The sequence below is a fragment of the Corynebacterium sp. LK2590 genome (assembly GCF_040946105.1).
Taxonomy (GTDB): domain Bacteria; phylum Actinomycetota; class Actinomycetes; order Mycobacteriales; family Mycobacteriaceae; genus Corynebacterium.
Genome location: NZ_JAYWMH010000002.1, coordinates 36,727 through 54,798, shown reverse-complemented (window position 1 = coordinate 54,798; position 18,072 = coordinate 36,727). Strand labels below are relative to the sequence as shown.

Annotated in this window: 16 protein-coding genes; 7 read left to right on the top strand and 9 right to left on the bottom strand. The window is 67.1% G+C overall.

Annotated elements, in window-relative coordinates:
* Positions 1 to 112 precede the first annotated feature (112 nt).
* Together VVR85_RS02930 and VVR85_RS02925 are read left to right on the top strand one after the other, a co-directional pair.
* A complete protein-coding gene (locus VVR85_RS02930; protein WP_368519477.1) occupies positions 113 to 886 on the top strand; it encodes a putative nucleotidyltransferase substrate binding domain-containing protein in 774 nt (257 codons plus the stop codon).
* Positions 887 to 973: 87 nt separating this feature from the next.
* Positions 974 to 1,699: a TetR/AcrR family transcriptional regulator gene (locus VVR85_RS02925; protein WP_368519476.1), complete on the top strand. Its 726-nt coding sequence runs from the start codon at positions 974 to 976 to the stop codon at positions 1,697 to 1,699.
* A 47-nt stretch (positions 1,700 to 1,746) separates the two neighbouring features.
* Here VVR85_RS02925 and VVR85_RS02920 read toward each other — a convergent pair whose 3' ends face one another.
* The 6 genes from VVR85_RS02920 to VVR85_RS02895 form a co-directional block, all read right to left on the bottom strand.
* Entirely contained in the window at positions 1,747 to 2,550 is an 804-nt protein-coding gene (locus VVR85_RS02920; RefSeq protein WP_368519475.1) for a hypothetical protein, read from the bottom strand.
* Between the two features lie 87 nt (positions 2,551 to 2,637).
* Entirely contained in the window at positions 2,638 to 3,495 is an 858-nt protein-coding gene (locus VVR85_RS02915; protein ID WP_368519474.1) for a hypothetical protein, read from the bottom strand.
* On the bottom strand, positions 3,492 to 4,175 hold the full coding sequence (locus VVR85_RS02910) for a hypothetical protein (protein WP_368519473.1): 684 nt from the start codon (positions 4,173 to 4,175) through the stop codon (positions 3,492 to 3,494). Before VVR85_RS02910 ends, VVR85_RS02915 begins: the two co-directional genes overlap by 4 nt.
* 110 nt (positions 4,176 to 4,285) lie before the next feature.
* The gene (gene purH / locus VVR85_RS02905; protein ID WP_368519472.1) at positions 4,286 to 5,827 is read right to left on the bottom strand and encodes a bifunctional phosphoribosylaminoimidazolecarboxamide formyltransferase/IMP cyclohydrolase; all 1,542 of its coding nucleotides are present in this window, start codon (positions 5,825 to 5,827) and stop codon (positions 4,286 to 4,288) included.
* Between the two features lie 42 nt (positions 5,828 to 5,869).
* The gene (purN, locus tag VVR85_RS02900) at positions 5,870 to 6,538 is read right to left on the bottom strand and encodes a phosphoribosylglycinamide formyltransferase (protein ID WP_409338175.1); all 669 of its coding nucleotides are present in this window, start codon (positions 6,536 to 6,538) and stop codon (positions 5,870 to 5,872) included.
* Positions 6,539 to 6,578: 40 nt separating this feature from the next.
* Complete coding sequence (locus tag VVR85_RS02895) at positions 6,579 to 8,294, bottom strand: DUF6350 family protein (RefSeq protein ID WP_368519471.1); 1,716 nt, start codon at positions 8,292 to 8,294, stop codon at positions 6,579 to 6,581.
* A 511-nt stretch (positions 8,295 to 8,805) separates the two neighbouring features.
* Here VVR85_RS02895 and VVR85_RS02890 point away from each other — a divergent pair.
* Positions 8,806 to 9,564, top strand: a complete 759-nt coding sequence (locus VVR85_RS02890; RefSeq protein WP_368519470.1) for a M23 family metallopeptidase — start codon at positions 8,806 to 8,808, stop codon at positions 9,562 to 9,564.
* Positions 9,565 to 9,908: 344 nt separating this feature from the next.
* Entirely contained in the window at positions 9,909 to 10,670 is a 762-nt protein-coding gene (locus tag VVR85_RS02885) for a M23 family metallopeptidase (RefSeq protein ID WP_368519469.1), read from the top strand.
* Here VVR85_RS02885 and pcrA read toward each other — a convergent pair.
* The gene (pcrA, locus tag VVR85_RS02880; RefSeq protein WP_368519468.1) at positions 10,667 to 13,198 is read right to left on the bottom strand and encodes a DNA helicase PcrA; all 2,532 of its coding nucleotides are present in this window, start codon (positions 13,196 to 13,198) and stop codon (positions 10,667 to 10,669) included. The genes VVR85_RS02885 and pcrA overlap by 4 nt on opposite strands.
* A gap of 82 nt (positions 13,199 to 13,280) precedes the next feature.
* Here pcrA and VVR85_RS02875 point away from each other — a divergent pair, with 82 nt between their 5' ends.
* From VVR85_RS02875 to pgi, 3 genes are all read left to right on the top strand, one after another.
* Entirely contained in the window at positions 13,281 to 13,598 is a 318-nt protein-coding gene (locus VVR85_RS02875; protein WP_368519467.1) for a chorismate mutase, read from the top strand.
* Between the two features lie 52 nt (positions 13,599 to 13,650).
* Positions 13,651 to 15,003, top strand: a complete 1,353-nt coding sequence (locus tag VVR85_RS02870; protein WP_368519466.1) for a Na+/H+ antiporter family protein — start codon at positions 13,651 to 13,653, stop codon at positions 15,001 to 15,003.
* An 89-nt stretch (positions 15,004 to 15,092) separates the two neighbouring features.
* Entirely contained in the window at positions 15,093 to 16,763 is a 1,671-nt protein-coding gene (pgi, locus tag VVR85_RS02865) for a glucose-6-phosphate isomerase (RefSeq protein ID WP_368519465.1), read from the top strand.
* A gap of 8 nt (positions 16,764 to 16,771) precedes the next feature.
* On the opposite strand, the gene VVR85_RS02860 is transcribed toward pgi, so the two are convergent.
* Entirely contained in the window at positions 16,772 to 17,185 is a 414-nt protein-coding gene (locus VVR85_RS02860; RefSeq protein WP_368519464.1) for a YccF domain-containing protein, read from the bottom strand.
* 60 nt (positions 17,186 to 17,245) lie between these two features.
* Positions 17,246 to 18,067: a DNA-formamidopyrimidine glycosylase family protein gene (locus VVR85_RS02855; RefSeq protein ID WP_368519463.1), complete on the bottom strand. Its 822-nt coding sequence runs from the start codon at positions 18,065 to 18,067 to the stop codon at positions 17,246 to 17,248.
* Positions 18,068 to 18,072 lie beyond the last annotated feature (5 nt).

Sequence of the window (18,072 nt, the reverse complement as noted above, 5' to 3'; positions counted from 1 at the left end):
TTTTTCTCCAGCCCCGAGCCAACGCCGGGCCGGCCCCGCTACCCGTTAGACTGGAGCGTAATTGACCCTGCCCGCACTAGAGACAGTCCCTGTAAAGGAAGGCGCGTTGCTTATGGCCTTGCACCCCTCACTTACCGAGCTCGCCGAAGAGGCGGGGCGCTGCGAGTCACTGCCCGCCGCCCGCGGCATCTTGGCGGAGTCCCACGAGCTGGCCCGCAACGCCCTCCATCACCGCGAGGACGGCCAGGAGCTGGCCGCGTGGTATTCCCGCGTCGTCCACGGCGTGGTCTACTCCCCCGCGGTCGATTCCCCGGTGCGGCTGACCGGCCCCATCGCCCGCGGCGATGGCCTACCCGGCCTGCCGGTGGACTACCTGGGCCCCGCCAACGCGGACTTGGACGGCCTGCTGTCTTCCGTAGGCATCGAGCCGCGTGCCGTGGAGGACGCGGCTATCTACCGCGCCGACGCGGGCCTGCCGTTGCCGGAGGAGGCATCGGCAGCGCTGCTGCGGCAGGCACTGGGCACGCAGCCGCCGGCGCTGCAGTTGGTCAACGGGCTGCCGGACCCGGATGCCGCCGTGGACATCCACAACTTCCTGCTCGTGCCCATCGCCTCCCTCGCCCGCTGGGCCGCCCCCGCGCCCCGGCCGACGGCGGACCGGCTGGCCATCGGCGCGGAAAAGCAGCTGATTACTCCCGCCGAGGGCGAGGCGCTGTCGCTGGCGTGGCGCACCGGCCTGGAACTCTACCTGCGGGCCTGGCTCAACCACGCGGGCACCGCACAGCAGCGCCTGGCGGACCTGCCGCCGTTGGATCGCACGGCCTACGGTTCGGCGTGCCGCACGGTGTCGGCAATATTACAGGGCATCGCCGCCCGCGCGACTTAGCGCGATGGCCTCTAAGATATAAGGTTGATATGTTCTTTGGTTCTTTGATGTCCGACCCTCAGGCGAACAGGAAGGTGTGGTAGGTCTATGGCTGGTGCAGTTGGCAGGCCGCGGAAGAATTCTCCGCGTCGTCGGGGTAGCACCGCGCGCGAAGAGATCCTGGACGCCTCCTCCGAGCTGTTTACCACCCAGGGCTTCGCCACGACCTCGACGCACCAGATCGCCGAGGCCGTGGGCATCCGCCAAGCCTCACTCTACTACCACTTCCCGTCCAAGACCGAGATCTTTCTAACGCTGCTGAATTCGACCATCGAGCCTTCCCTCGACTTGGCCGACGACCTGGCCCAGCTGGAGACCACCCCGGAGCTGCGCCTGTGGGCGCTGGTGGCCGCGGAGTCCCGCCTGCTGCTGACCAGCGGGTGGAACGTCGGCCGGCTGTACCAGCTGCCGGTGGCGAACTCGGAGGAATTCGCCGAGTACCACCAGTCCCGCGCCCGCCTGGAGCACCATTTCCAGACCTTCGCCGCGGCGCTGGTCGGCGACGACGACCCGCGCACCACCTTGCCGTTCCACATCGCGCTCTCCGTTATTGAAATGCGCGGCAACGACGGCACTCCCCCGTTCCTGGCCTCCGACCAGACCATCCCGGACACCGCCGTCATGCTTGCCGATGCCTCCCTGGCAGTCCTCGACGCCGCCCTCCCCGACGACCGCGTCGCGGCCACCCTCAAACTGCTCGAGTCCCGCTCGGACTCCATCTCCGCGGCCGCCGCGGCTGCAGCCGACCGCCGCAAGAAGAAAAAGAAGCGCTAGGCCGCAGCTTCCTCGACGACCCGGCGGGTCTGGATCTCCCCCTGGAACTAACGGCCCACGAAGCCGGAAAACAGCAGGCTGCCCACCGCGGTGTGCGCCAGGAACGGCAGGGCGAACATCACCCAGTCCGCGGCGCCGACGCCTACCATCACGAAAAGCTCCACCACCGCGAAGCCGAGGGCGGCCACTGCCAGCACGACGTTCTGTCCGCCGCGCTGCGGGTAGAGCACGTCCTGGATAACGCGCAGAGACCACAGGATGTTGACCAGCACGAAGACGGCCAGCACCAGCAGGTAGAAGCTGGTCAAGGAGCTGTCGAGGACCGTCGCGAACTCGTCCAGAAAACCGCCGCCGGAATAGGCGCTGCTGCGGGCGCTATCGACGGCCGAGACAATCGCCATCAGCACAAAGCCCAGCGTCATCACCGCCGGCACCACGGCCGCTATCCCCAGCACGGTCTTCACCACGCCCGGCGCCAGCTTGAGGCGGGCCAGCGGACGGCCCGTGGGCTCGAGTTCTTCGACCTTGCGGGTCTCGATGGCGAAGGTCGCCGGCCGCGGTGCGGGATGCTGCGGCTGCGGGAACTCGCCGTGCTGCGCGAGGTAGATAAGGTCGCCGATGCGCATGGGCTGGGCCGCGCTATCCGCGAGCCGGGCGTCGTACTTGGCGCGCAGGCGCTCCTGGCCCAGAATGGTCCGGGCGGTGGCGGCCTCGTGATAGCGGGGATTGGACATGCTGGCGCCCTGCTCCTCGAGCGCCTGCAGCGCGGCGCTGAACTCGGCGGCCAGCTGGTCCGAGGACTCGGTGTTGTTCAGACCCAGGCTTTCGTAAAAATTGTAATGCTGCGTCATGCTCGTGGTGCGTCCTTCCCTAGCGGTAGTTCTTAGTCCAGACTAAGGGTGCTACCCGCCGCCGCCCTAACCCGGGCCGTGCCAGGCCTAGGAAGCTTGGGCGGCCGAGTCGGTCTTCTCACCGGTCAGCTCGTAGACCAGATGGTCGAGCTGCTGCTGGGCGGTTTCATAGGTGCCGTCCTCGGGCCGCGAGAAGATCGCCATGCCCAGCTCCTGCCCGTCCACCTTCACGTGGCCGAGCTGCACGACGCTGTAGAAGCCGTCATCGTCCGGGCCCCATCCGCCTTTGATGGCCGCGCCCGGGAGGGCGCGCAGCCCGTAGTCCTGCAGCGGGTCCGGGGTTTCCATGGCCTCGATGACCGCGTCGGCATCGTCCAGGCGCGGCAGCTGCGCCGCGAAGGCGGCCTGCTGCTTGAGCCCCCACTCGGTCTGGCCGAAGGGCGTGAACCCCTCCTTAGTCATCTTGCCCTGGACCTCCGTGACGGTGTCGCCGCCCTCGCGCAGCACCGTCTGGGTGCTGTCCACGGCGGTCTCGGCGACGCCCAGGCTGACCCAGAGCGCCTGCGCGGAGTCATTGTCGGAAAACGTAATGGCCGCCTCCACCAGGGCCGGATCCGCGGTGCCGGCCTGGCAGGCGGCGATGGCGATGGGTACCTTGGCCGTCGACCAGGCAGGAAAGCCCGTGGTCGTGCCGGCGCTGATGACCTCTTTGCGGGTAGCCACGGCGACCCCGGCGTCGCCGCCGTATTTCTTGGTGGCGGAGGCCACCGCGCGCTTCAGTGCCTTCTGGTTGATGCCGTCCGGGAATTTCTCGACGCGGGCCGTCGTCGTGACCCGCGTCTTCGTCGGCGGGGCCGAGTTTTCTCCCCCGCCGGTGCTGCTGCAGCCGCCCAGCAGGGCGCTGGCGACGAGCGCGCAGACGGGAACGGCCCAGTGCTTGGTCATGAGATATTCACCACCGCGCCGTTACCGCCGCGGCAGGTCACCGCGTTTGAGTTGCCCGTGCACTGCATCTTGTACCACTGCCCCGTGACCGGGCTGTAGGCCTCCACCGGGGTGTTCGGGTTGCCGGACTGGGAGTAGGCAGAGGTGAAAGCGGAATAGACGGAATCCGCGAAGGCGGCGGAGGTCTCCTCACTGCCGGGCGCGGCAGAGCTGTACTGCCGCGGCGCCGGCACCTCCTGGGTCGGTTCACTGTCACGGGGAGTCGGGTCCGCCGCGGCCGCCCGCGTGCTGGAGCGGCTAGAGGAAGGCTCCGACTGCGCGGAGGAGCGCGCCGAGGAGCTAGCAGAAGAGCTGGCGGACGAGGTCGCGGACTTCGTCGACGACGCCGAGCTGCTCGTTTCCGCGGAATCCTCTGCCTCAGTCGATGAGCTGGCCGCGGGCGCGGGGGCGGGCTCGTCCTCGTCGGTGGAGGACATGCCCAGCCACCCGCGCTGGAGGCTCAGCGCGGCCACGACCGCCACCGCGATGATGACCGCGAGTATGCCGAAGGCGCCGACAAGGGCGCCCCGGCCCGGGGTGCGGCGCGGCTTGTCCTCCGCGCCGACCACCGGTAGCTCCGCGGTGACCGGCTCGGCGGGGTTATTCCCCGCGCCCGGCCCCGCGCCTTGCGTGTGCGCCATGTTTCTCCCTTGTCTAGGTCTGCGATTAGTAAATCTAACACGTACCTAGCGCCCGGGCCTGGCTTGTCGACACAACAGGCCGCGGGCGCGGTGGGAGTAGGCGGCGCGGCCTAGTGGGCGAAGTGGCGGGTGCCGGTGAAGTACATCGTCACGCCGGCCTCCTGGGCGGCGGCGATGACTTCCTCGTCGCGGATGGAGCCGCCCGGCTGGACCACGGCGGTCACGCCGGCATCGATGAGCACCTGCAGGCCGTCGGCGAACGGGAAGAAGGCATCGGAGGCAGCGAAGGAACCGCGGGCGCGCTCCTCCCCGTCCTCGCTCAAGGTGTTGGCGCGCTCGACGGCCAGCTTGGCCGAGTCCACGCGGTTGACCTGGCCCATGCCCACGCCGACGGTGGCGTTGTCGCGAGCCAGCAGGATGGCGTTCGACTTGACCGCGCGAACGCTGCGCCAGGCGAACTCCAGCTGGGACAGGGCCTCGGAGTCGAGCTCCTCACCGGCGGCCAGGGTCCAGTTCTCGGCCTGGTCGCCCTCGGCTTGGTAGGCGTCGACGTCTTGGACGAGCACGCCGCCGGAAATCGGGCGCTCCTCCTCGGCGGCCTCGTCGCGCTCGGCGCGCAGGATGCGCAGGTTCTTCTTGGTCTGCAGCAGCTCCAGGGCATCGTCCGCGTAGCTGGGGGCGATGACGACCTCGGTGAAGACCGGCTTGATCTGCTCTGCCATCTCCAGGGTGACCTCGCGGTTGGCGGCGATGACCCCACCGTAGGCGGACATCGGGTCGCAGGCGTTGGCGGCCTTGTGCGCGGCGGCGATGTTCTCATCGTCGGCGCCGATGCCGCAGGGGTTGGCGTGCTTGATGATGGCCACGCACGGGCGATCGTGGTCCCAGGCGGCGCGCCAGGCGGCGTTGGCGTCCTGGTAGTTGTTGTAGCTCATCTCCTTGCCGCCGAGCTGCTCGGCGTTGGCCAGGCCCTTGCCGTCGCGGTTGCGCACCACGCGGGCGGCCTGGTGCGGGTTCTCGCCGTAGCGCAGGGCGGTCGTGCCGGAATCCGCGTCCGCGCCCTGGGCGCGGAACCAGCCGGAAACGTCCGCGTCGTACTGGGCGGTGTGGGAGAAGGCCTCGGCGGCGAGCTGGAAGCGCTCCTGCTGATCGAAGCCGCCGTTGGACAGCGCGTCGATGACGGAGTCGTAGCGGTTCGGGTTGACCACGACGGCGACCGAGGCGTGGTTCTTCGCCGCGGCGCGCACCATGGACGGGCCGCCGATGTCGATTTTTTCGACGCAGGCGTCGTAATCCGCGCCGGAGGCCACCGTCTCCGCGAACGGGTACAGGTTCACCACGACCAGCTGGAAGGGCTCGATGTCCAGGTCCTTGATCTGGGCGAGGTGGTCTTCCTTGCGGGTGTCGGCCAGGATGCCGGCGTGCACGCGCGGGTGCAGCGTCTTCACGCGACCTTCCAGGCACTCCGGGAAGCCGGTCAGCTTCTCGACCGGGGTCACGTCGATGCCCAGGTCCGCGATCCGGCTGGCGGTGGAGCCGGTGGAGACAATCTCCACGCCGGCGTCGGCTAGGGCGCGAGCCAGGTCTTCCAGCCCGGTCTTGTCGTAGACGCTAATCAGCGCGCGTTTGATGGGCTTGCGTTCATCGCTCATGGATTAGTCTTGCCTTCCTGACAGAAAAATAGACACCAAAATCTAGCAATCAAAGGTTATGCCGCCGGCGGCGGCGTCCGCGTCACGCACCGCAGCGCGCAGCACGCGGACGATCAGCTGCCGTTCCACGACCTTGATCCTCTCGTGGAGGCTAGCCTCGTCATCGTCGGCCAGCACCCGCACGGGCTCCTGGGCGATGATCGGGCCGGTGTCCACGCCAGCATCAACGTAGTGAACGGTGGAGCCGGTGACTTTCACCCCATACGCCAACGCATCCCTAACACCGTGCGCGCCTGGGAAGGCGGGCAAGAGTGCGGGATGCGTATTAATAATGCGGCCGGCAAACTGGTCGAGGAATTCCTTCCCCAGAATCTTCATGAAGCCGGCGGAGACCACCACGTCGGGCTGGCCCACCGCCGCGGCGAGCGCCTCGTTCCAGGCCGCGCGGTCCTCGCCCAGCGAGACAACCTCGCTAGCGATGCCGGCCGCCTCCGCGCGTTCCAGGCCCGGACAGGGCTTGTCAGCGACAACCTTGTCCACGCGGTAGGACTCGTCCTGGGAGTCCAGAATCGCCTGGAGCAAAGAACCGGTACCGGAGACCAGCACCACGACGCGCAGGGGCCCCGATGCCGCGGCGTCAGTCACGCCCGCCGGCTGGGCCCGATTGTCGGAGTCAATGAAATCAACAGAAGCATCTGCGGGTGAAGTCACGCCTAACAGACTAGCCCCAAAGGGTAGGCTCGCGGAACTTTCAGTCCTTTTGACTTCCCCCGCGCGTCACCCCATCAACGGACTCGGCGGCCGTATCCTGCGAGCCCGCGGCCTCTTCTTCCCCAGCCTCGGCCGCCTCAACCGGTTCCGCAACCTGCTCGTCCGCACCCTGCCCGGACTCAACCTGCCCGGACTCAACCTGCTCGGCACCCGGGTCCTCGGCGTCGATGACCTCGACGGCATCGTCGAGCTGGGCCGGGTCCGCCGCGGCCGCTGCGTCTTCGACGTCGCCGTCCTCCTCGGCCGCCTCGGAGGCTTCGACTACCTCGGCTTCTTCGTCCTCCCCGGCAACCTCGGCCGTGGCGGCAGGCTCTTCAGCGTCGTCCGCCCCGGCAGCGTCCACAGCGTCCGCGTCGGCAGGTTCCACGTCGACAGCGTCTGCGTCCGGGGTGGCGGCGGCATCGGCAGCCGGCGTGGCAGCCGGTGCGCTAGCCGGGCCGGCGGTGGCGCGGCGGTTTTGCCACAGCGCGATGCCCCAGGCGGCCAGGCCGATGGCCAGGACCCAGACGACGGCCAGGGCGCCGGCCATGGCGACCATGATGCCGGTGGAGCCGTAGACGCCGACTTCGCCGGTGCTAAACGCGGCGAGCAGGGCCACGGCAAGGCCGGCCAGGACGGAGGCCTCCACCGCGGTCCGCGGGCTGGGGTTCTTGCCCCGCCACGCCCACGCGGCAGCTCCGCCGGCCAGGACCGGCAAAACCAGGGCCCAGGCGGGCGCGCTGCCCGGGATAACACCCAGCAGCGGCAGCGGCGGCAACGGCACCAGGTGGATGCTAAACAGCGAAACGCTGGCCTGGCCCATGTGGAACTCCGCGCCCAGCAGGTTTGCCCCGGCCGCCAGGGCGGCGTTGGGCAGGTAGAGCAGGCTCAGGCCGTAGAGGGCGGCCGCGCCGGCAGCGGGCAGATCCGGGTAGGAGTTTAGGATTTCCCCCTGGCGCTGCCAGCCGAACAGGCCGACGACCAGCAGCACGGCCAGGCCGGCCACGAGCAGCGCCCCGATAAAACGGAAGGCGACCTGGGCGCTAGCCACCACCGTGACCGGCAGGCCGTAGCGCTTGAGCAGCGCGGTCCACAGGCGCGGGCCCATGCCGAGTGCGAGCGCTACCAGGTGGATGACCGCGACCCGCAGCACCGCGACGGCCACGTTCGGGGCGGACAGGTCGTAGACCTTGCTCGCGTCCCAGAGCATGAACCAGGCCACGAGCGTTATTAGGACCGGCACGCCCACGGCGCAGGCCAGCAGCAGCAATAGGTCGTTGACACTGACCTTGTGTTTAACCGCGCGGTGGATGCGCCCGGCCAGCAACCACACCAGGCCGATGGTGGGCAGGAAGGGCAGCACGGAGATGGTGTTGCCGCCGGCGTGTACCGGCACGAGGTTAATGACCATCCAGGCCCCGCCGATGATGGAGGGCAACCAGGCCAGCGGCGCGCTCGAGAGCAGGACCGCGGCCAGCGCGATGACCACGATGGTGCCGACCACGGCCAGGTTCGGCACGCCGACGGTTAGCAGCATGCGGATGAGGCGGGCCTTGGTGCCCGTCGCCTTGGGCGCGGTGCGGGACCGAGCTTGCGCACCAGCGCGGGAAGCCACGCGGGCAGCCGGCTGGGTGGCGCTGGAGGGGCTGGTGCGTCCGCGGGCCTGGCTGCGCGGGCCCGACGACGACCGCGAGTGGGGGCTGGTGTTCTTATTCATCGCCTCTACCTTGCCACGCCACCGGCGCCTTTTCGGGTTGGCACGGCCCACCGCTGGCGAATCACCCGCCCCGGCGAATCCCCTACCCCGGCGGGCCCGCACCGGAGGATGCAGCGGGGTTCCTATATATACTGTATTAACCCTCATGTTGAACTTTAGAGATTTCCGTATCTATCAGGTTTCCCCGCGTTCCTGAAAAGGTGGGAAGGAAAGCTAAATACCGCCCCAGTTTCCGTGCGCCTGACGGCACCGGTAGTGTTACGGGAGGGACGGAAGTCATCTGCGCCAAGAACGCACCCCCGCCAGTGTGACCTAGAAATTTACTGCACTGACGTGTGAAAACCCCCTCACGGCGGTTTTATAACATCGATTTAGCTTGCTTGGCCTTGTACGAACCGCTATTGTTACCAGACGTTGGTAACAAGAAGGTCACAATCGTGTAACCTTGAGCGAGATTAAGTAACGCGGAAGCAGCGTTGCGCGATTTAAGACAAGTACGGGAAGAAGTTTAATGCGAAGCAAGACCCAGCGAGCTGACGTGGGACGCCACCGCAAGACCACTACCTCGCAGACTGCCAAGGGCCGTATCGCCCTGGTGACCGTGGCTGCCGGCGCGGCCTCCACTGCGGGCGTAGGTGGCGCCGCAGCTGCCCAGCTGCAGGCTAACGCCGATCAGGAGACCAAGGCGCAGAGCGTCGACTACGACCTGACCACGGATTCCAACGAGCTGGCCGAAAACGGCGCAGCCGCCGTGGAAAACGCCGCCCCGCAGATCCTGGCTATCGCCGAGTCCAAGCCGGTCGACAACCTGTCGGAGCAGCTCAACAAGGCCATCGAGGCCGCCGACGCCCGCATCGCCGCGGACGCCGCCTCCCGCGCCCCGTCCATCGTGAAGCCGGCCGAAGGTGCCTACACCTCCGGCTTCGGCGCCCGCTGGGGCGCCATGCACAACGGCATCGACCTGGCCAACGCCATCGGTACCCCGATCGTCGCAGCCATGGACGGCATCGTCATCGACTCCGGTCCGGCCTCCGGCTTCGGCAACTGGATTCGCATCAAGCACGAGGACGGCTCCATCGCTGTCTACGGCCACATGGAAACCCTCGACGTCGCCGTCGGCGACCAGGTCCACGCCGGCCAGAAGATCGCCGGCATGGGTTCCCGCGGCTTCTCCACCGGCTCCCACCTGCACTTCGAGATCCACCCGGACGGCAACACCCCGGTCGACCCGATCCCGTGGTTCGCTGAGCACGGCATCAACATCTCCTAAAAGCCGCTAACTTCTTTCCAACCCGAGGCCCCTCGCTGCAACGCGCAGCGAGGGGCCTTTGCGCTACCCCCAGGCACCACCCCCACGTTCGCCACATTAAAAACATTTGCAACTTTAGTCCCAATTACAACACGCGTAACACGCTGGCATGTTCGACTATTTTCGAACAGAGTTGGCCTTCTACCTGCTCTTTTTGGCGTTGCGCTCCCCCGCCAACCGGGCTAACTTTTACTTCGTTGCCATTCGGCGGCCGCGCCGGCCTCAAGCGCCGGGCGGGCCCTAGCGGTACTGCCCGCTGACTGGCTTGCCACCACTTACCCTCATGTTGTTAAAGGACGTAGTCTATGAAGCGCACTCATCGCGCCCGCCGGGCGGCTGTGGCCGGTGCCCTGGCACTGACCACTGGCCTGGCTGCCACGCTTGGTGCCACGGCCGCCAACGCCGCTCCTGCGGCGACGGTGAACGTGTCGGACGGTTCCTCCGAACCGACCGTTAGCGACGTCAACCACGACGCCCTCACCGATGCCCTCTTCGGCCTTGCTAAATCCACTACCCAGTTGTTCAACGGCACGATCACCCCGTCCGTCAACCAGACCGAGGCAGGGCTCAACATCGTCCTCGACCCCGCGGCCGTGCCGGGCCTCGAGGACGCCTTCGCTCCCGAGGGCGACCACTCCGGCCTGAGCGCCACCCACTCGCAGGACGCCAACGGCAACACCGTCGTGTTCCCGACCACCGGCACCCTGACGTCTGGCTTCGGCTCCCGCTGGGGCGCGATGCACAACGGCATCGACATCGCCAACCCGGTCGGCACCCCGATTTACGCCGTCATGGACGGCACGGTGATTTCCTCCGGCCCGGCGCAGGGCTTCGGCAACTGGATCCGCATCCAGCACGACGACGGCACCGTGAGCGTCTACGGCCACATGGCCGCCAGCTCCCTGCTGGTGGGCGTCGGCGAGCGCGTCACCGCCGGCCAGCAAATCGCCTCCATCGGTAACGAAGGCGTGTCCACCGGCCCGCACCTGCACTTCGAGGTGCACCCGGGCGGCGGCGCCCCCGTGGACCCGATTACCTGGTTCGCGGAGCGCGGTATTTCCGTCTAGAGCTTTTCCATGGGAAGTCCGCCAATCAGCATCAGGCGGACTTTCCCGGCAGAGCCAAAATCCACGGTGACGGTCGCCCGCGCGCCCGAACCGTCGGAACTAATGACCGTTCCCAGGCCATACTTGGCGTGGTTGACGCGGTCGCCCACGGCCAAATTCAGGTTCTTGTTCTTCGGCATGGACGTAGCAGCCGCCGGCTTTTTCCGTTGCGATGGGGAAGACGCAGCGGAGCCGGACTTGCGCGACCAGCCGGACCAGGACGAACCGAAATTGCGCCCGTACTGATAGCTATCATCACCCCACGCGGAGTTGAGGGAGCTATCGTTTTCCTCCCGCCGCCAGTCGATGAGATCCTCCGGGATCTCGGCGAGGAAGCGACTGGCGGGGTTGGTCATCGGGTTGCCCCACGAGGAACGGATGATGGCGCGGGTGACGTAGAGCTGCTCCCGCGCGCGGGTAATGCCCACATAGGCCAAGCGCCGCTCTTCGCTCAGCTCCTTCGGGTCGCCCAGCGAGCGCATGTGCGGGAACTGCCCGTCCTCCCAGCCGGTGAGGAAGACGACCGGGAATTCCAGCCCCTTGGCCGTGTGCAGAGTCATCAACGTGACCACGCCGGAGTCTTCGTCCGGGATCTGGTCGGCGTCGGCGACCAGGGAGACCTTCTCCAAAAACGCCTGCAGGGAACCCGGCGCGGCCTGCCCGTCGTCGGCCGGGTCGGCCTCCGGCGCGGCATCGGAGCCGTCGAAGGCCATCTGATTGGCCGCCTCCGAGGAAAACTCCCGCGCGACGGAGACCAACTCGTTGAGGTTGTCCAGGCGCGCGCCGTCCTGCGGGTCGTTGGAGTTTTCCAGCTCGGCCCGGTAGCCCGTGGCATCGAGCAGCAAGGAAATCAGCTCGCCCAGGTCCGGCTGCCCGGTGACCTGGTTGGTCATGCCCGGCAGCTGGGCCTGGATGCCGTCCATCATCTCGGTGAACTTACCCACCGCGTTGACCGCGCGGGTGCCCAGGCCGTTTACCTGGCCGCCCGCCCCGTCGAGCAGGGCCTTGCCGAAGCTGACCCCGAGGTTCTCCGCGTGCAGCGCGATCTGGGCCTGGGCCTTGTCCCCGATGGCGCGCTTGGGCACATTGATAATGCGCCGCAGGCTCACCGTGTCATCCGGGTTGTCCAGGATGCGCAGGTAGGCCACGATGTCGCGGATCTCCTTGCGCTCGTAGAAGCGCGTGCCGCCCACCACGCGATAGGCGATCCCGGAGCGGATGAAGATATCCTCCAGCGCGCGGGAGGCGTTGTTGGTGCGGTACATGATGGCGATGTCGTTGAGGTTGCGGCCGCCGTCGACCAGCTTGTCGATCTCCGCGGCGATGAAGCGGGCCTCATCGTGCTCGTTGTCCGCGACGTAGCCGATGATCTTCTCGCCCTCACCGTGGGCGGTCCACAGGTTCTTCTCCCGCCGGTTTTCGTTCTTGGCGATGACCGCGTTCGCCGCGTTCAGGATGGTCTGCGTCGACCGGTAGTTCTGCTCCAGCAGAATGGTCCTAGCCTGCGGGTAGTCCCGCTCGAATTCCTGGATGTTGCGGATGGTGGCCCCACGGAAGGCGTAGATGGACTGATCCGAGTCACCGACCACGCACAGCTCCGGCGCCGGGACCGCCTGCTCCGGGGTATCCTGCCCGTCGCCCGTGGCGGCGCCGTTGCCCTGACCGACCAACGCGGCAACGAGCGCGTACTGGGCGTGGTTGGTGTCTTGGTACTCATCAATGAGCACGTGCCGGAAGCGGCGGCGGTAGAACTGCACCACCTGCGGGTGCTGCTGGAAGATCCGCACGACCTCCCCGATGAGATCGTCGAAGTCGACCGCGTTCGCCGCGCGCAGGCGGCGCTGGTATTCCGCGTAGACCCCGACCACGGTCGTGTCGAAGGGGTTCTTGGTGGCCGCGGCCTGCTCCGCGGCGCGCTGCGGGCCGACGAGCTCGTTCTTGTAATTCGAAATCTGGTTGGCCAGCACCCGCGGGGTGAACTTCTTAATATCCAGCTGCTGGTCCTTGGCAATCATGGACAGCAGGCGGCGGGAATCATCCCCGTCGTAGATGGTGAAGTTGGTATTCAGCCCGGGCACCAGCTGCGCCTGGGCGCGCAGGATCCGCACGCAGATGGAGTGGAAGGTGGCCACCCACATCCGCTCCGCGACGGGGCCGACCAGCTGGCCGACGCGCTCCTTCATCTCCGCGGCGGCCTTGTTGGTAAAGGTAATGGCCAAAATCTCCCACGGCGCCACGTTCCGCGAGCGCATCAGGAAGGCGATCCGGCGGGTCAGCACCGCGGTCTTGCCGGAACCGGCGCCCGCGACGATAAGCAGCGGCGAGCCGGTATGAGTCACCGCCGCGGCCTGCTGCGGGTTCAGGCCCTCGACGAGCGGGTCTACGTCAGGCTGCGGGGCCTGGCCGGGCTGGGACGCGGCCGCGGACGCGGCGGGCCGGCCGAAGGGGTTGCGGTCTGCGGGCTGGGAAAAAGGCGAGGAATCATTCATGATGACTACCAACCTACTAGCCGGCCCCGACACACAGCCGAGCGGAGTTACTTTTTGGCTGCCCAGGTGGCACAATTGGGTTATGTCAGACGCGGTACACAACGAGCTAGCCAACATTGAGGTCCGGACGCCCTCCGGCACGGACGATCCCCTCTCGGATCAGGAAATCCAGAAATACCGGGAAGAGATCAACCGCATGGACCAGATCATCCTGGAGGCCATCAAGCACCGCACTGCGGTCTCCCAGGCCATCGGCCGGACCCGTATGGGCTCCGGCGGCACCCGGCTGGTGCACACGCGGGAGATTGCCATCCTCAACCAGTTCCGCGACGAGCTGGGCGAAGAAGGCCCCGCCATCGCTTCCGCGCTGCTGCGCATGGGCCGCGGCCGCCTGGGATAATACTGCCTACCCCCGCGCCCGATTTGGGCTATCCGTACAGTAATCTATACGCATGAACGCCGTCTTAATAGCCGTCCTCGTCATGCTCGTCCTCGCGCTCCTGCGAGTCCATGTGGTCGTTGCGCTGTTCCTCGGCGCCCTCACCGGCGGGCTTATGGCCGGCATGGGGCTGGACGACACCATGCTCGCCTTCCAGGACGGGCTCGGCGGCGGCGCCAAGATCGCCCTAAGCTACGCCCTGCTGGGTGCCTTCGCCATGGGCGTGGCCTCGGCCGGGCTCCCCCACCTACTGGCTAACTTCCTGGTCAAGCGCCTGGGCAACCAGGACGGCGAGCTCAACAAGGCCGCCGTGGCCACCACCAAGTGGATCCTGGTGCTGGGCCTTATCGCCATGGCCGTGATGAGCCAGAACCTCATCCCGGTCCACATCGCCTTCATCCCGCTTTTGGTCCCGCCGCTGCTGACCGTCATGAACAAGCTGCGCCTCGACCGCCGCCTGATCACCTGCTGCCTGACCTTCGGCCTGGTGACCACCTATTTCTTCGTGCCGGTGGGCTTCGGCTCCATCTACCTCAACGACATCCTGCTGTTTAACATCTCCGAGGCCGGCCTGGACACCAGCAACCTGTCCATCATGCCCATCATGGCCATCCCGGCCGCGGGCATGCTGGTCGGCCTGCTCATCGCCATCTTTATTTCCTACCGGAAGCCGCGCGATTACGCCGATACCCCGATTTCGGACGACGCCCCGGCCTCCACGGAGATCTCGCCCTACCGGGTGACCGTCTCCGTCATCGCGATCATCGCGACCTTCGCCGTACAGGTCATCATGCAGGCGCTCGACTTCGAAGCCGACGGCCTCCTGGTCGGCTCCCTGATCGGCCTGGGCATCCTGCTCATTTCCGGCACGGTCAACTGGCGCCAGGCCGACGACGTCTTCTCCCAGGGCATGAAGATGATGGCGCTCATCGGCTTCATCATGATTACCGCCCAGGGCTTCGCCTCGGTAATGACCGCCACCGGTGAGGTCGAGACCCTGGTCGACGCCACCGCCGAAATCTTCGGCGAGCACCAGTTCTGGGCCGCCGGCGGCATGCTCCTGGTGGGCCTGGTCGTCACCCTGGGCATCGGTTCCTCCTTCTCTACCCTGCCCATCATCTCCGTCATCTACGTCCCGCTGTGCATGTCGCTGGGCTTCAGCCCCGCCGCGACCGTTGCCATCATCGGCACCGCCGGCGCGCTGGGCGACGCCGGCTCCCCGGCCTCCGACTCGACGCTCGGACCCACCGCGGGGCTCAACGCCGACGGGCAGCACGACCACATTCGGGATTCGGTCATCCCGACCTTCCTCCACTTCAACATCCCGCTGCTCGTGGCGGGCTGGACGGCCGCCATCGTCCTCTAACCACGCCCGCAGAACTCTTCGACTACGGTTGTGGTTAGCACCTAGCACGCGTTTAGACACCGGAAGAAAGGCCGCAGAAGCCAATCGTCATGGATTATTCCAATACCGCCTACGCCACTGGTTCGACCATCACCAGCACTGCCGAGTGGAAGGCTCTTCAGCAGCTGGCCGACGGGGAAACCGCCCTCAACCTCCGCGAGCTCTTCCGGGCGGAAGAATCCCGCGCGGACAACCTCTCTTTCGCCGCCGCGGGCCTGCACGTCGATTTGTCGAAGAACCTGGTGGACCAGGAAATCCTCGGCGCCCTCATCGCCCTGGCGGAGGCCGCCGGCGTGGAGCAGGTGCGCGACGCCATGTTCGCCGGCGCCCACATCAACAACACGGAGGACCGCGCGGTGCTGCACACCGCGCTGCGCCTGCCGGCCGAAGAAGACCTCACGGTCGACGGCCAGGACGTCGCCGCCGATGTCCACGAGGTGCTAGGCCGGATGCGCGACTTCGCCACCGCGCTGCGCTCCGGCAAGTGGCTGGGGCACACCGGGCACACCATCAAGAAGGTCGTCAACATCGGCATCGGCGGCTCCGATCTGGGCCCGGCCATGGCGGCCCGCGCGCTGCGCTCCTACGAGGTAGCCGGGATTAGCGCGGAGTTCGTCTCCAACGTCGACCCGGCCGACCTGGACGCGGTCCTGGATCGCCTCGACCCGGAAACGACGCTGTTCATCGTCGCCTCGAAGACCTTTACCACCCAGGAGACCCTGGCCAATGCCCACGCGGCCCGGCGCTGGCTGCTGGAGCAGTTCGACGGCGACGAGTCGGCTATCCGCAAGCACTTCGTGGCGGTGTCCACCAACGCGGAGAAGGTCGGCGAGTTCGGCATCGACACGGAGAACATGTTCGGCTTCTGGGAATGGGTCGGCGGCCGCTACTCCGTGGACTCGGCCATCGGCCTGTCTTTGATGTGCACCATCGGGCCACTGGACTTCATGCGCTTTGTGGCAGGCTTCCGGGCCATGGACGAGCACTTTGCGCAGGCACCGCTGAGCACCAACGTCCCGGTGCTGATGGCGCTGCTGGGTATCTGGTACACCAACTTCTTGGGAGCCGAGTCGCACGCGGTACTACCCTATTCGGAGGATCTCTCCCGCTTCCCGGCCTACCTCCAGCAGCTGACCATGGAATCCAACGGCAAGTCGGTGCGCCGCGACGGCTCGGCGGTGGACACGACCACCTCGGAGATCTACTGGGGCGAACCGGGCACCAACGGCCAGCACGCCTTCTTTCAGCTGCTCCACCAGGGCACCCACCTGGTCCCGGCCGATTTCATCGGCTTCGCCCAGCCGCACCGGGACTTCCCGACTGCTGACGGAACCGGCTCCATGCACGATCTGCTGATGAGCAATTTCTTCGCCCAGACCAAGGTGCTCGCCTTCGGCAAGACCGCCGAGGAGCTGGCCGCAGAAGGCGTCGATACCGAGCTTATCCCCCACAAGGTCATGCCCGGCAACCGCCCGAGCACCACCATCCTGGCCGAGAAGCTCACCCCGCAGGCACTCGGCGCGCTCATCGCGCTCTACGAGCACATCGTCTTTACCCAGGGCGTCATCCTGGGGCTGAATTCCTTCGACCAGTGGGGCGTGGAGCTCGGCAAGCAACAGGCCAACGACCTGGCCGCCGCCGTGTGCGGCGAGGACACCGCCGCCTCGGGCGACGCGTCCACCGACGCGCTCATTCAGTGGTACCGCGCCCACCGCGGCTAGCCCGGTAACTACATCCGGATCATCGGCTCGAAGCCGGCGGGGATGCGGTCGTTCGGCACGATCTGCTTGCCGAACGGGAAGCAGGTGATCGGGATGAGCTTGAGGTTGGCGATAGCCAGCGGGATGCCGACGATGGTGATCGCCTGGGCCGCGGCCGTGGTCAGGTGGCTGAGTGCCAGCCACACGCCGGCGACGATGAACCAGACGACGTTGGAAAACGTCGACATGCCGCTGGCCCCGCCCACCGGCTGGACCACGGCCCGGCCAAACGGCCAGATCGCGTAGGCGGCCATGCGGAAGCTGGCCACGCCAGCCGGGATGGTGATGATGAAGATGCAGGCCAGGATGCCGAAGATGAAATAGGCCAGCGCCAGCCACAGCCCGCCGAACAAGAACCAGATGATATTAAGCAACAAACGCATAGCCCCGATCCTAGCGTGCCCGCGGCTAATGCGTCTGCCTCTTGTGAGACCCTGGACGTCCTAGTATTTGGGCTGGCAGTGCGGGCAGAACCAGATGACCCGCTCCAGTTCCCCTTCGTCGCCGCCCTGGTCCGGCCCGCCCAAAAATCCCTTCTCGATGCGGGTGCCGCACCGCCGGCAGCGCGCCCGGTTGCGGCCGAAGACGTAGGTGGTCTCCCCTGCCCGGCGCACGCCGGTGGTCACGCGGATGGGGCTGTCGCGGTTGGCCCACATGATGCGCCGGGCAATGTCGATAACCGCCTCCAGGTCCACCCGTCCCACGGGCGTGGCCGGGTGGAGGCCGGCCAGGAAGCAGATTTCGGCGCGGTATTCGTTGCCGATGCCGGCCACGTTGGTCTGGTCCAGCAGCGCGGTCCCGATGGATCGCTCCGGGCGGGCCGCCAGCCGGCGCAGTGCCTCCTCGCGCCCGCCGGGTCCTTCCCAATCCGGGTCCAAGATGTCCGGGCCCAGGCCGGCGACCCAGCCGGCGTAGTCGTCGGCGGCCATCACCTCGACCAGGCCCAGCCAGTGGCCGACGAGTTCGATATCGCGCGGGTGGTGCGCCAGCTGCAGGACCACCCGCGCGCTGTGGCCCGGTTTGCGCCAGCGCTGCCCCGCATAATGGATGGCCCACTGCCCCTCCATCTTCAGGTGCGTGTGCAGCAGGCGCTGCCCGAACTGCATGAACAGGTGCTTGCCGTAGGGCCACACGCGCTCGCAGGTCTCCCCGTCAAAGCGCACGGTGGCATAGCGCGGCACCCGCAGGGAGCTGCGCGTGACCTCCCGGCCGCGCATGAACTGCAAGCGGTTGGATAGCTGCAGGACGGAATCGCCCTCGGGCATTACGC